Below are 13,437 nucleotides of genomic sequence, written 5' to 3' on the forward strand. Positions count from 1 at the left end.
TATGGGAATAAATCAAGTAAACTCATTAAATTTGTGTTAAGCGTGGTTGAGCCCACAACTTAAATTTCAATCATATGAAGAAATCAAATAAAATCATTGCTGGCTATCACTTGTTGACGATGTTGGCAACTGCAGAAGGACATTTAGACGCTAAAAGCGATGATGTGATTCGTGAGTACTTATCTGTTGAGTCATTAATTCGACTTAATCTAGATGATGAATTAGATCAAATCATCACCTTAACTGAGTCTAGTTTCGATGAGCATTTTGCTAATAAAGCTCGTGATTTTTATGATGATTCATCTTATGAGGAAAGAGAAGAATTTATATTATTTGCTAAAGATTTAATTCGTGCAGATGATGAGATTACCGACGAAGAAAACTCTTTATATAGACTATTATTAAAGACTTGGCGTAGCAGAGAAGAGGAATTAAAAGCAAATTCATAAGCATGGAAAGAATTGCCGTATTCCCAGGATCTTTTGACCCTATCACTTTAGGACACCAAGACATTATAGAAAGAGCTTTACCGCTTTTTGATAAAATCATTGTGGCTATCGGTCATAATGCATCAAAAAAATACATGTTTACTCTTGAGCAAAGAATTGAGTTTTTAGAGAAAACCTTTGCTTCTCACGATAAAGTTGAAGTTGATACTTACAAAGGATTGACTGTAGACTATGTGATGTCTAAAAATGCTCAATTTATCTTAAGAGGTTTGAGAAACCCTGCCGATTTTGAGTTTGAGAAAGCCATTGCTCACACCAATCGAGCTATGACAAATAAAGAGATTGAGACTGTATTTTTACTTACCTCATCAGGTAAATCCTACATCAGTTCAAGTATTGTGCGTGATGTAATGCGCAATGGAGGTGATTACACCATGTTAGTTCCAGATACGGTTAGATATCCTTTTTAAATTCGATTTCGATTTGAGGGGAAATTAAATTAAAACTCATGCGATGATATTTGCATGGGCCATTTTCTTTGATTCCTAATCTGTGTGCTTTGGTAGGGTAACCCTTGTTTTTATCCCATTGATAATATGGGAATTCCTCGTGAATCTCTTTCATATAATCATCTCGATAAGTTTTAGCCAAAACAGATGCTGCTGCAATATTTAAATATTTTGCATCGCCTTTCACCACACACTGATGTTTTACTCTTTTATAAGGTGTAAAACGATTGCCATCAACCGCAATAAAATCAGGCGAAAGTCTTAAGCCATCTAGGGCTCGGTGCATGGCCAAGAAACTTGCATTTAAAATATTGATTTCATCAATTTCTTCGGGAGAAACATATCCCACCGCCCAACAAACAGCTTCGTGCTCAATTCTAGTGCGTAATTCATAACGCTGTTTCTCGCTCAATTGCTTAGAATCATTGAGCTCACCTGGATTAAAATCATGTGCTAATATCACCGCAGCAGCGACCACAGGCCCCGCTAAACATCCGCGTCCTGCCTCATCGCATCCGGCTTCTAAAAATTCAGTCTGAAAGGTGAGTTGCATATGGGCGCAAGTTAAGAATTATTTAAAAATTAAAAATCCCTAGCTTATATGAATGGAGCTTAAATAAAGTTATGATTAAGGTTGTAAGCTTTTGTTCTCTAAACGTTTTGCGCTTTCTGTAATTAAATCTGCATTTTCTAAGGTCCAATCTCTAGCCATAAGAAGTTCTTTTAATACCAACTCAATTTGCTCAGCAGCAGTTTGAGGTAAATGACTCTTCATAGCGGCAATTCTGATCTGATTTTTTCCTTCTCTCTGAATATTAGCTAAATCTTCTTTACTAAAAAGATTATAAAACTGCTCCTCTATGTTATAATACTCATAATCTGTATCCAAGGAAAGTAATTCAGGCTCTGGAAAATGAATTAATTTTATTTTCTTGTTGTCTTCGTCTATTTCCCATTTAGCTTTAGCAAAGTCATAGCCTAAGTGAACCTTACCTTTGATAATAACCAAAGCTTTTTTAGTAGAAGGAATAAATTTAAACAATTTAGAAGTTTCCTTATAGTCGTAAATCTCGTTGAAGTGACCTTCTGCAGTTACAATTTTAAACACCTTTTGCATGCTCTCCATCACCGTGTGTGAAGATTCTGTTCTAAGTGTTGGGGCTGCATCTTTTCTATCTTTATTAAGAATGATTACCAACAATGCTCCTAAAATCAACCCGAGAATTAAAAACGCCACCATCAAAAGTGTTGGGTCTTGATTTTTTTGAAGATTATAAACAATATACGCGATGTCTACTAGCAAGAAAAAGCTCAGTGTCCAAAGCGCAGCACGGTGTTTTAAAAATCCTAACATTCAATTTATTTTGTTAAAAGATTAACGAAAATCGTTCCATTGTTAAAGATAAGATATCCTCTAAACTATTAGGCAAGCATTTGAACTGCCATTTTAAGACCTTTAATGAGCTCATCTACTTCTTCTTTGGTATTATAAACCGCAAAACTCGCTCTCACCGTACCAGGAATCTCAAACTTACTCATGATAGGTTGACAACAATGATGTCCCGTTCTAACCGCAATACCTAATTTATCTAAGATCATTCCTACATCGGATGAATGCACTCCTTCTCTTTGAATATTAAAAGAAACAGCTCCCGAACCTGGGGCATCTTTTGCATACACAACAATTTCTGGAATAGTAGCCAGTTGCTCTCTGGTATATTTAATCAGTTCTTGCTCGTGTTCATAAATAAAATCAATACCGATTTCATTCATAAAATCAACTGCTTTTCCTAAAACTATATTACCAGCAATATTAGGCGTTCCTGCTTCAAACTTAAAGGGTAAACCAGCATAAGTGGATTTCTCCATGCTCACCGTATCGATCATCTCTCCTCCTCCGCGATAGGGATTGAGCTGATTTAGGATTTCTTCTTTTCCATAAAGAATTCCAGTTCCGGTTGGTCCGTACATCTTATGTCCTGAGAATGCATAAAAATCTGCATCTAAAGCTTGTACATCAACTTTCTTATGTGGGATTGCTTGTGCTCCATCTAATAAAACCCAAGCGCCCACAGCATGTGCTCCTGCTATAATATCTTCAACTGGATTAACCACTCCTAATGCATTTGATACATGGTTAACTGAAACCAGTTTGGTCTTATCAGATAACAAGTTTTTATAAACTTGCATATCCAATGTTCCATCTTCTTTAAGTGGAATATATTTTAAAATTGCTCCCGATTTCTGACATAGCATTTGCCAAGGAACAATATTAGAGTGATGCTCTAACTCAGAAATTATGATTTCATCACCTTTTTTAATAATTCCTTCTAATCCTCTTGCAACAAGATTAATTGAATCTGTAGTTCCATAGGTGAAAATTACCTCATAATCATGTTTAGCATTAATAAATGCCTGAATTTTCTTACGGCTATTTTCCATAGCATCTGTAGCTTCCTGACTTAGCGTATGGATTCCACGATGCACATTGGCGTTGATGCTTGTATAATAATCTACAATAGCATCATTCACCGATTTCGGGTTCTGCGACGTAGCTCCATTGTCTAAATAAACCAATGGTTTTCCGTTCACCCTGCATTCTAAGATGGGAAATTGATTTCTTATGTGAGATACGTCTTTCATATAAAATGATTGTAAAAATGAATAGCTCAAAATTGAGCTATTCATATGTAATTATTAATTTTTAAAAACTTAAGTCAACGCCCAATTTTTTGGCGATAATGACTGAAATTTTGTTTTTCAATTCTGGGATATCAATTGTTTCCATTACGTCGGCACAGAAAGCAAATAACATCATTGCTTTGGCTTCTTTGTCTGGAATACCTCTTGATTTTAAATAGAACATCGCTTCATCATCTAACTGACCTACTGTACAACCATGTGAACATTTCACATCATCTGCGAAAATCTCTAATTGAGGCTTGGTATCTACACCAGCGTTAGGAGATAAAAGAATATTATTGTTTTGCTGGAATGCATCAATTTTCTGTGCATCTGCATCAACTAATACTTTCCCGTTGAATACTCCTTTTGAATTATCATTCATTACAGTTCTGTACAACTCATGGCTTTCGCAATTTGGGCTCATGTGCTCTACAAATGTATGGTGGTCGATCAACTGATCTCCTTCACCTAAGGTAATTGCCTTCAAAATTGAATTACAATTAACTCCATTTTGAATAAAGTTCAAGGAGTTTCTAGTGATATTTCCTCCTAATGAGAAAGTATGTACGCTAGAAGTTGCATCTCTTTCTTGTGTAGAATAAGTGCTATCTACTAGAGAAGCCGCGAAATCATCATTTTGAATTTTATAATAATCCAAGTGGGCGTTTTTACTCACGTGAATCTCAGTCACTGAGTTAGAGAAATTCTCTAAACCATTCAGCGTTTGATGTCTTTCGATAATTTTGGCGCTAGAGTTATCTCCTAAAACTACTAAGTTTCTTGGGTGTGAAATCAACTTTTCATCTCCCGTTGTGAAATAAGTAATTTGAATAGGTCGAGATAAAATCACATTATTTGGAATGTGAATATAAGCTCCGTCTCTTGTATAAGCTGTATTTAAAGCAACAAAATGCTCCTTATTATCAGCGATTTTGTTGTAATAATTCTCAATAACTGGCTGATATTTACCTTGTCTCATTGCGCTTGACAAAACACAAATATCTGCTTCGTCGTGCGTTGTAGTTGATAAATAGCTTGAATAAACACCATTGATGAACACCAAATTATAACTATCGATATTATGTACCATGTACTTTTTAATATCAGAATAGTTTAATGGGATGTCTTTGGTTTCTGAGAATATTTTATACTCGTCTTTTAAGACTGAACGCATATTGGTGTATTTCCAATCTTCTAATTTAGTCGTTGGAAAACCTAATTGTTCAAAATTCTTTATGGCTTCTTCTCTCAACTTTTCCATCACCGTAGGTTGCTTACTGCCTCTACGATCGAATAGAATATGTTCTGAGATAAGTTTTTCTTGTAATTCTTTCATTTTAAGCTTCTTCTTTTACCCAATCATAACCTTTGCTCTCTAACTCTAAGGCTAATGATTTATCTCCAGATTTAATGATTTTACCGTCTGAAAGAACATGTACAAAATCTGGTTTAATGTAGTCTAACAATCTTTGGTAGTGAGTAATTAATAAAACTGCATTATTTTCATTTCTGAATTTATTAACTCCCTCTGCCACGATACGTAATGCATCGATATCTAATCCACTATCGGTTTCGTCTAGAATAGCCAATTTTGGATCTAACATCAACATTTGGAAGATTTCGTTTCTCTTTTTCTCACCTCCAGAGAATCCCTCGTTTAGTGATCTAGAAAGAAAATCTCTTCTAATTCCTAATAAATCCGATTTTTCACGAATCATTTTCAACATTTCAGCTGCAGGCATTTCTTCCTGTCCTCTAGCTTTTCTAACTTCGTTTATAGATGTTTTGATGAAATTCGTTACCGAAACACCTGGAATTTCAATTGGATATTGGAAAGAAAGGAAAATTCCTCTGTGAGCTCTCTCGTCTGGTCCAAGCTCCATAATGTTTTCATTCTCCATTTCAATACTACCCTCAGAAACCTCGTAATTCTCGTTTCCAGCAATTACAGATGACAAAGTCGATTTACCAGAACCGTTTGGCCCCATGATAGCGTGAACTTCACCTGGTTTAATATCTAAGTTAATTCCTTTTAATATTTCATTACCCTCAATACCGGCATGAAGATTTTTTATCTTTAGCATAATCAATTTATTGTGGTACAAAAGTAGTGAATTTAAACGCTATTTAAAATTAACCTAAATAAAAATTAGTTATCTGCTTATATCGAAAATGATATCAGTTAAAAATAAACTCTAAAACACGTCCATATCCACTATTTGCGCAAATTGCTCTACCTAAAGTTGATTTTAATCATGCCTGAGCAAAATCCAGATAACATAAAGCGTGATTGATGACGCAACTTTCATCTTGGCGGTTTTATATTTTTAGTATCTTTAAAACTTAAATTTAAATAATTAATGAGAAAAATAGAGCATTTAGGCATAGCAGTTAATAACTTAGAGGAAGCCAATGAACTTTACACCAAATTACTAGGTGTAGAGCCTTATAAGCAGGAAAGCGTAGAAAGAGAGGGCGTTACAACTTCCTTTTTTAAGATTGGTGAAAGTAAAATAGAATTATTAGAAGCTAGCAATCCAGAAAGTCCTATCGCTAAATTTTTAGAAAAACGCGGACAAGGAATTCATCATATCGCTTATGCTGTAGATGACATCAAGGCAGAGATGAAGCGTTTACAAGACGAAGGATTTGTTTTACTTTCAGATGAGCCCAAACCTGGAGCAGATGGGAAAGTTGTAGTTTTCTTACACCCTAAAAGCTCGGGAGGAGTTTTGGTAGAGTTGTGTATGGATCAGGATAAATATGAGGCATAAGAAAAAGTCCCAAGCACAGCTTGGGACTTTTTAATTTTTAACTTCGTAAGAAATAGTTATCTAGTTGCTACTACCTCATAATCGGTACCATTTGATTTCAACTTGACAGATTTATAACCAGACCCCAATACAAATGTATTATTTGTACTTCCAGTTCCTACTATTGATCCAGCACCGTTTACCTCTAGTGTAAAGGATTGTGTTCCATCTCCATCATACACAAACACTATCTCCTGCCCATACATGTGCTCGATTGTCGGCGTTATTAACTTAATATTTCCAGCAACAAACACTTTCCTATCCGTTCTAGCGGTCAATTCATTATTAAATAACTTCACAAACTCAACTGCATCTGGATTTTCTAAATTTGTTTCACTTATAACATACCATCTATCTAAATACTGCAAAGTATAGCTAGGCGTGTTTCTACTTAATACCAATTCGTTTGTAGTATATGCATGATGTTTGATAACTCCCGAAGCCGGAACAATCTTTTGAATACCCGGATGTTGCGTATCAAACACTACATTTATCACTTTGCCAACATACTCATCCCCTACAGGTAAAGTTAATGTAGTTCCATGTGTTCCTCTAGTTAGAAAGCTGTAATCATCAGGTCCAACTGTTATTACATCACCCAATTCAGCCTTTCTGATTGGCATATATGTTAAATTCATTTCTTCATCGGCTCCATTGACTTCATATCCTCCTACAACAAACCATTTAGAACCATCGGATTGCAATGTGTATCCAACATTTATATCATTAATAGGTAAGCTATTAATCAAATATCCTTTATATTTCATTGGGCCAGTAATAGTATAACTTAATTCAGTTTGAGAATCATAAACTAAATTAATCATTTTACCAACAAACTGATCTCCCGTCGGAAGAGTGATGTCTCCTCTAACTAAAATTGTATAATCCATTTCATCAATTTCTCGATAACCTATAAAAGGAAGAATAGATGGTCTTGCTGGAAGATAAGTGAACGCCCATCGCTTCATATGATTTACCTTACCATCGGAAGCATTCTGAACCAAGATATTTTGACTTTGTAATTCATTAAATCCCAATAAAGGATTAGAAGATGCAAGAGTCGTTTTTTCCACTCCCGGGTATTCCAAAATCATACCTCCATTGGTATAATCAGAGTTTGAGTTGTTGGAGTCTTTACTTACATGTAATGTCGCTTCTGGAGTATCGGTATTGATACCTACCTGAGCGAAGACTAAGGAAGAAAACAGCAGAGCTGTTATAAAATAAATTTTTCTCATTTTTAATGCTTTTAGTTTAGTGTTTTCAAATATACATTATTTTTCCATATCATATCATCAAGAAATAAATGATTTTATTGATGCTTTTTAATTTGCAAAGATTTCAGCATATATCTTATTTTAGAAAATAAAATTTAACACTTATATATAATTTAAGTTTTTTTTAACTATATTTGAAGTGAGCAAAAGAATGATTTGAGCTTCTTTTTGCTCATAATAAAGTTAGTTAGTTAGATATTGATTTGATAAAGTCAAAAAAAAACTTTATCAAAATAAAAATTGGTTGTCACTATGGATCACATCTAGTTAAACATAATTTAATTAGAAGGCGATTCTGTACATGTAAAATCACCTAAAAATTTGAGTAGAGGTATTCAGCTTACGCAAAAGAATCCTCCTTAGCAGTATGTTTATATTTTTTAGTAAATAAAAATCTATATTATCAGTTTTGATAATAGTAAAAAGTGCACTCAAATTTTAATCTCTAACTATCATGTTTATTGTAGTAAGATTGAAGAACTATGACCAAAAACATTGATACTAAGAGTAAAAATAGTATAAACTCAAAGGCTAAATCAGCCTTAGAAAAACTCATTCGTGAAACTTATGGTAAGCCCATAAATTCCATCAATAGTTTCAAAGAATTATCTGAAACTACTCAACTGAGTGTTCAAACCCTAAGACGCTTTTTTGGAAAGATTGAAAAAAATAAAAATGTAAGTAAATCCAGTCTTACTATACTTTGTAGATATGTTGGATATGCCGATTGGGACAGCTTTGTAACCGAACTTAATACTGAAAAGCAGCTAGATGCAAAAGATAAAATCTATATCGAGAGCATGAAGCCCTTTTTTGCGAGTGGAGAGAAGTACTTCGTTAAATATTCTCAAGACACTGTTTCTGTAGACACTCTAAACGCCTATGTAAATGTAATCTATAAGAATATTGAAAACATAAAGTATTTTCACAAACTCTACAAGAAAAACAACTGGGCTTGTGATTACATCTATGCTTGGCTACCGAATTACAACTATTTTGGCAATACAGAATTTAGGAAATTATTATCCGAAAGAGTTAAGTCTACACCTTCTAAAAAAGTAAAATTAGCTTTATGTAATTTCTTGTATTTCGGTGAGTTTTTGAGTGCGAAGGAATGTCAGTATACTCCAGACATTTCAGTTATTAAAAAACATTACGCAGCTTATAAAAAAGAACATCCTTATATGGCCTATCATGAAATGCGATATACTAGCATTTTATTGATGGACGCTAAAATAGAAAATAATAAGGAGGCTTTTCAAGAAATTTTGGGCAATTATTTATTTCAACTTGAACAAGCTGAATTAAGCGAATTCAATAAAATAGAAATTCTCATTTTCTTTAGTAATACCCTGATTTGGTTAGAAGAATATAAATTGGCTTACAGCCTTCTGAAGGACAAAACTAGTTTTATTAAGGATTTCATTGACCAAAAACCTAATAAAAACCCTCTCCATTTTTATGGGATTAATTTAGCTTTTGTCAAGACAACTTTTCTTATAACTTGGGTTACCAATGGACTACCTCCTTTGAAGGATTTCGCTTTGTCAGATAAGGACTTTAAATCCCCAACAGGATTATTATATAAGGACTACATTAGACTAATGTACCTATTAGCTTATATACTTAAAGAAACCAAGTCAAAAGAAATTGAATTTTCGACACAAGAACTGGACAAATTAGTAAATAAAACCGGCTACAAAAGAACCTTAAACATCTCAAAACAAGATAGTTAAAGACAAACTAATAATAGACATCAAATTGGACAATTTTGGACTTTTTATTCTTTTCTATTGACTTTATCTTTGTCTCAGCGAATAGAGGTGAATCGCTAACTAACTAACTTTAACCAAATGTTGCAATAACAGGTAATCAAGGTTTACTTGGACAATCTAAATGCTTTAGTCGATCCATTATAACTTCTCAAAAAGTCCTTGAAACCTGTAATTGCACATTTTTTATTCTAAGCATTTCAAAACTTTTTGTACGAGGTTTTGCGAACAAGTTTTGCGTCTACCTTATTACTTGCACAATATACTTCACAGATAATTTTACAAAAACTATCATTTAATTTTTGGTACCCAAATTTCCCATAGTATCAAAAGGGTATCAAAAAAATGGTTTATTGTGGAGACTACACAAAGTCTAAATCGCTGATATAAACCCTTTTAAACTAAAAAAAGCACCCATAAAGAGTGCTTTTGGTGGTCCCACCTGGGCTCGAACCAGGGACCACTTGATTATGAGTCAAGTGCTCTAACCACCTGAGCTATAGGACCTTTCCTTCTTTATGGCATTTAAGCCATATTCCGGACGGCAAATGTAATAATTTTAGATTAATTGTCACAACAATAATACACTATTTTTTAGAAATATCCTCATCACTATTAAATGCAGTTGAACGTATATACAGCCTAAGCAAGATTTAAATATTAATCGGAAGAAACATCTGCTTAGAAATCTTTACCTTTAATTCATTATGAAATCATCGCCAGAAGACAAAACACAGATTCCACTTAATAATATCGAGATTGAACGTAAATACAAAGTTCAGATCTTGATAGATGAACTAAATTTACCCTACCATGAGGTTGAAATCTACCAAACTTATCTAACAACACAGGACGATAATATAGAAGAACGCGTAAGAAAGATAATCGACGATCAGGAGATTAAATATGTTCATACCATCAAAAAACCTATTTCTGATACAGAAAGAATTGAAGATGAAAAGACCATTAGTGAACTAGAATACAATGCTTTTCTTAAACGCAAAAATTCAGTAAGTCAGACCATTCACAAAAAGAGAAAAACCTTTAACTACAAAGGTCAAAACTTTGAGCTTGACACCTACTTTTCTCCTCAACTTTCGTTTTTAATATTAGAACTTGAAGGAATAAAAAATCATCAGGACATTGATTTCCCTCCATTTATAGAAGCTTTAGAAGATGTTACAGGTAATAAAGCATATAGCAATCACTCCTTGAGTTTAAAGTAATTTCTATTTCACACACAGCGACTTTAGTCAGCTAAACTTGAACGCATAAAAAAACCACCTACAATCTGTAAGTGGTTTTTATTATTTTTAAATTCTCTTGTGAATTAGAATTCCATTCCTTCAGCTTCGTCTACTCCACCGTTCATTCCTCTTTCACGTTTCTTTTTCTGATTAATTCTATAAGCGAAGTTCAGCGTAAACTGTCTTCCTCTCCATTGCATATCCATGTTAGACTCATAACCAGGACCAAAGTTAAACACCTTTCTTCTACGTGTTTCGAATAAGTCTCTTACGTTGAAAGATAGAGTTCCTGCACCAGCTAAGATATCTTTACTTAAAGCTAAATCAACTCCATACATTGGATCTCTTTCACTTTGTGCATTTTTAGATCCACCATAGTAGAATCCACTCACTTGCATATCTATCTTAGATGGCAATGAGAAAGTATTCGACATTCTACCAAACCAGCTAAATCCATCTCCACTTAAGTCATAAGTAGTATCTGAAATAGGATCATAATAACTTCCATTAGCATCATACCCATAGAAATTCACGTTACCAAAGGCTCTCCACCAAGAAGTAAATTGCGTTGCAGCTACTAACTCCGCTCCATATCTTACCTCGTCACCAGCGTTTACAGGCTGAGAAATAAAGATTTGATTTCCATTAAACTCAGCTCTACGACGGAAAACATTCATATTATCCGTACTCTTTTGGTAGTAAACAGAAGGCGTAATAGATGTCTTGCCGATTTGAGTAATATAAGCCATTTCAAATGCATTAGTAAATACAGGATCCAAATCAGGGTTACCCATAAAAGTGTTTCTATCGTCAGAGAAGTTTCTGAATGGCGTTAACCATCTACTCCAAGGTCTACGAATTCTTTTACTATAACTTACCTGTAATTGATTTCTATCGTCCTCGTCAAACGAATAGTTTAATGTTGCTGATGGGAAGAAATTAGTATAATTCTTTTTGTCATCACTTCCTAAACCATCATTAGCATTTGCCGATTGAATTCTAATATCTGAATTCTCCATTCTTAAACCTAACAAGTAAGAGAATTTACCCATTTTGTTTCCGTATTGTGTATACAACGCATTAACATTCTGATCGTAATCAATAACATCTGTAAAGAAAGGATTCTCTATAAACTCTCCATTTTCTCTTTGCATCACCGTAAAGTCATTCATATTAGATGCAAATTGTCCCTTATATCCTAACTCAAATCTTGCGCTTTCTCCGTGTGGATAAACATAATCAGCTTGCAACAAATATCTTGTTTGCTCCTCGTAGTTAGAAGTTTTATCATGACCATTTTCTCCATTCCCCATATAGGTTCTTTCAATAATATCTGAAAACTCATCCTCTTTAGCAAATGAAGCACTCGTTTCAATTCTCAACTCATGTCCTTTATCGTCAAACTCAAGTCTATAGCCCACATTAGCTTCTATACTTTCATCTGTCTCATCCTCTATCTCTTGTCTACTACTTTTACCAAATAATGTATTACCTGCATAGTCATTATAGTTCAAGGTATTTTCGTTCTCTCCAGTAGACCTTCTTAGGTTAACAGAAGCCGTAAGCGTATTTCTATCATCAATGAATCTCTCGAATCCTATCCCTGTACCGTAGTTAAATCTTTTTCTAATTCTATCACCATCCTGAGTTTCAATGGTGTCTGGTTGAAATTGAGAGTAAAATCTATTCTTAAATGAAGAAGATCCCTCTGATCTTCCATATCGTACGTAAGGTGAAATAAAGAAATTCCACTTATCTGTCTTGTAGTTTAAATTCGCATTAACTCCTGTCTGAAAAGGAATACCAACATTGGTATTGAAACTTGCGTTAAATCCTTGATTAGTTCCTTTTTTCATGATAATGTTGATAATTCCACCTGTTCCAGCAGCATCATATCTAGCCGAAGGATTTGTAATTACCTCTACTCGCTGAACAGCATCTGCTTGAATATTCTTTAATGCATCTGCAATATTAGAAATACCTGTCATCGCCGATGGTTTACCATCAATCAATACTGTGATACTTTCACTTCCTCTCAAAGTAACCGTACCATCACCATCTACCGTTACAGAAGGTACGTTATTCAATGCATCCGATAAATTCGCTCCTTTAATGGTAGGGTCACGATCCATATCATAAACTCTTTTATCAAGTTCGAGTCTATATAGAGGTCTCTCCGCTACAGCTACAGTAGACGCAAGCTGAATCGCTTCTGACAATCTTATAATTCCTAAATCAGTATCTTTTGTAAAAGTTTCAATTCTTTCGGTAATGGATCCAGTGGTAGGTTGAATAATGATATCATACTTACCTGCTGGAATATGGACCATAAAACTTCCATCTCCTTCGGTATAGATTTGCTCGAATATATCATTGTCTAACCCATCAAACGTGATTGATGTGTAGGCTAATGGTAAGTCCGAATTATCCTGAACCGTTCCAGTTACCGTAATTTCTTGTGCTAGAGTCAAAACTCCCACTAAAACCATTGCAATGGCTAATAAATTCCTCATAATTGTCCTCTATAAATTTGGGGTGCAAAATTAGTATTAAAATTGTTAGACAAAGACTAAATCAAAAGGTTTAATATAAGATTATGAATTTCTTAAAAATAAGTTTACTTTTTAATCCCCAAAAGCTCTTAACACCTATCCCCTAATCACGACGCAAATTCTTATAAAAAAA

Annotated in this window: 12 protein-coding genes and 1 tRNA gene; 5 read left to right on the forward strand and 8 right to left on the reverse strand. The window is 34.1% G+C overall.

Going from position 1 to position 13,437, the window contains the following annotated elements:
- The first annotated feature begins 74 nt into the window (after nucleotides 1–74).
- Both NLM59_RS00150 and coaD read left to right on the forward strand, forming a co-directional pair.
- Nucleotides 75–449, forward strand: a complete 375-nt coding sequence (locus NLM59_RS00150; RefSeq protein WP_304415707.1) for a TerB family tellurite resistance protein — start codon at nucleotides 75–77, stop codon at nucleotides 447–449.
- Between the two features lie 2 nt (nucleotides 450–451).
- The gene (coaD, locus tag NLM59_RS00155) at nucleotides 452–919 is read left to right on the forward strand and encodes a pantetheine-phosphate adenylyltransferase (protein WP_304415708.1); all 468 of its coding nucleotides are present in this window, start codon (nucleotides 452–454) and stop codon (nucleotides 917–919) included.
- On the opposite strand, the gene NLM59_RS00160 is transcribed toward coaD, so the two are convergent.
- The 5 genes from NLM59_RS00160 to sufC all read right to left on the reverse strand — a co-directional run bounded on the left by NLM59_RS00160 (nucleotide 903) and on the right by sufC (nucleotide 5,727).
- Nucleotides 903–1,511, reverse strand: a complete 609-nt coding sequence (locus NLM59_RS00160; RefSeq protein WP_304415709.1) for a ribonuclease HII — start codon at nucleotides 1,509–1,511, stop codon at nucleotides 903–905. The genes coaD and NLM59_RS00160 overlap by 17 nt on opposite strands.
- 75 nt (nucleotides 1,512–1,586) lie before the next feature.
- Nucleotides 1,587–2,312, reverse strand: a complete 726-nt coding sequence (locus tag NLM59_RS00165) for a DUF4230 domain-containing protein (protein WP_304415710.1) — start codon at nucleotides 2,310–2,312, stop codon at nucleotides 1,587–1,589.
- Between the two features lie 68 nt (nucleotides 2,313–2,380).
- Entirely contained in the window at nucleotides 2,381–3,601 is a 1,221-nt protein-coding gene (locus tag NLM59_RS00170; RefSeq protein WP_304415711.1) for an aminotransferase class V-fold PLP-dependent enzyme, read from the reverse strand.
- Nucleotides 3,602–3,662: 61 nt separating this feature from the next.
- The gene (sufD, locus tag NLM59_RS00175) at nucleotides 3,663–4,979 is read right to left on the reverse strand and encodes a Fe-S cluster assembly protein SufD (protein ID WP_304415712.1); all 1,317 of its coding nucleotides are present in this window, start codon (nucleotides 4,977–4,979) and stop codon (nucleotides 3,663–3,665) included.
- Nucleotide 4,980: 1 nt separating this feature from the next.
- On the reverse strand, nucleotides 4,981–5,727 hold the full coding sequence (gene sufC / locus NLM59_RS00180) for a Fe-S cluster assembly ATPase SufC (protein ID WP_304415713.1): 747 nt from the start codon (nucleotides 5,725–5,727) through the stop codon (nucleotides 4,981–4,983).
- Between the two features lie 276 nt (nucleotides 5,728–6,003).
- On the opposite strand from sufC, the gene mce reads away from it, so the two are divergent.
- Nucleotides 6,004–6,417 carry a methylmalonyl-CoA epimerase gene (gene mce, locus NLM59_RS00185; RefSeq protein WP_304415714.1) on the forward strand — a complete coding sequence of 138 codons (414 nt, stop codon included), beginning with the start codon at nucleotides 6,004–6,006 and terminating at the stop codon, nucleotides 6,415–6,417.
- Nucleotides 6,418–6,473: 56 nt separating this feature from the next.
- Here mce and NLM59_RS00190 read toward each other — a convergent pair whose 3' ends face one another.
- Nucleotides 6,474–7,694, reverse strand: coding sequence for a hypothetical protein (locus tag NLM59_RS00190; RefSeq protein ID WP_304415715.1), 1,221 nt, complete (start codon nucleotides 7,692–7,694; stop codon nucleotides 6,474–6,476).
- 521 nt (nucleotides 7,695–8,215) lie between these two features.
- Here NLM59_RS00190 and NLM59_RS00195 point away from each other — a divergent pair.
- Nucleotides 8,216–9,469, forward strand: coding sequence for a hypothetical protein (locus tag NLM59_RS00195; RefSeq protein ID WP_304415716.1), 1,254 nt, complete (start codon nucleotides 8,216–8,218; stop codon nucleotides 9,467–9,469).
- 466 nt (nucleotides 9,470–9,935) lie between these two features.
- On the opposite strand, the gene NLM59_RS00200 is transcribed toward NLM59_RS00195, so the two are convergent.
- Nucleotides 9,936–10,012, reverse strand: a tRNA-Ile gene (locus NLM59_RS00200).
- 200 nt (nucleotides 10,013–10,212) lie between these two features.
- Here NLM59_RS00200 and NLM59_RS00205 point away from each other — a divergent pair.
- Entirely contained in the window at nucleotides 10,213–10,731 is a 519-nt protein-coding gene (locus tag NLM59_RS00205) for a CYTH domain-containing protein (RefSeq protein WP_304415717.1), read from the forward strand.
- A 104-nt stretch (nucleotides 10,732–10,835) separates the two neighbouring features.
- Here the strand turns inward: NLM59_RS00205 and NLM59_RS00210 are convergent, their stop codons facing one another.
- Entirely contained in the window at nucleotides 10,836–13,265 is a 2,430-nt protein-coding gene (locus NLM59_RS00210; RefSeq protein WP_304415718.1) for an outer membrane beta-barrel protein, read from the reverse strand.
- Nucleotides 13,266–13,437: the final 172 nt, after the last annotated feature.

Source organism: Profundicola chukchiensis (assembly GCF_029664245.1).
GTDB lineage: Bacteria > Bacteroidota > Bacteroidia > Flavobacteriales > Weeksellaceae > Profundicola > Profundicola chukchiensis.

What these genes read in the sequence shown, in the direction of transcription:
- mce (WP_304415714.1), top strand. Translation starts at nt 6,004, where the DNA reads ATGAGAAAAATAGAGCATTTAGGCATAGCAGTTAATAACTTAGAGGAA.
- NLM59_RS00170 (WP_304415711.1), bottom strand. Translation starts at nt 3,601, where the DNA reads ATGAAAGACGTATCTCACATAAGAAATCAATTTCCCATCTTAGAATGC.
- NLM59_RS00195 (WP_304415716.1), top strand. Translation starts at nt 8,216, where the DNA reads ATGACCAAAAACATTGATACTAAGAGTAAAAATAGTATAAACTCAAAG.
- NLM59_RS00205 (WP_304415717.1), top strand. Translation starts at nt 10,213, where the DNA reads ATGAAATCATCGCCAGAAGACAAAACACAGATTCCACTTAATAATATC.
- NLM59_RS00160 (WP_304415709.1), bottom strand. Translation starts at nt 1,511, where the DNA reads ATGCAACTCACCTTTCAGACTGAATTTTTAGAAGCCGGATGCGATGAG.
- NLM59_RS00150 (WP_304415707.1), top strand. Translation starts at nt 75, where the DNA reads ATGAAGAAATCAAATAAAATCATTGCTGGCTATCACTTGTTGACGATG.
- coaD (WP_304415708.1), top strand. Translation starts at nt 452, where the DNA reads ATGGAAAGAATTGCCGTATTCCCAGGATCTTTTGACCCTATCACTTTA.
- NLM59_RS00210 (WP_304415718.1), bottom strand. Translation starts at nt 13,265, where the DNA reads ATGAGGAATTTATTAGCCATTGCAATGGTTTTAGTGGGAGTTTTGACT.
- sufC (WP_304415713.1), bottom strand. Translation starts at nt 5,727, where the DNA reads ATGCTAAAGATAAAAAATCTTCATGCCGGTATTGAGGGTAATGAAATA.
- NLM59_RS00190 (WP_304415715.1), bottom strand. Translation starts at nt 7,694, where the DNA reads ATGAGAAAAATTTATTTTATAACAGCTCTGCTGTTTTCTTCCTTAGTC.
- sufD (WP_304415712.1), bottom strand. Translation starts at nt 4,979, where the DNA reads ATGAAAGAATTACAAGAAAAACTTATCTCAGAACATATTCTATTCGAT.
- NLM59_RS00165 (WP_304415710.1), bottom strand. Translation starts at nt 2,312, where the DNA reads ATGTTAGGATTTTTAAAACACCGTGCTGCGCTTTGGACACTGAGCTTT.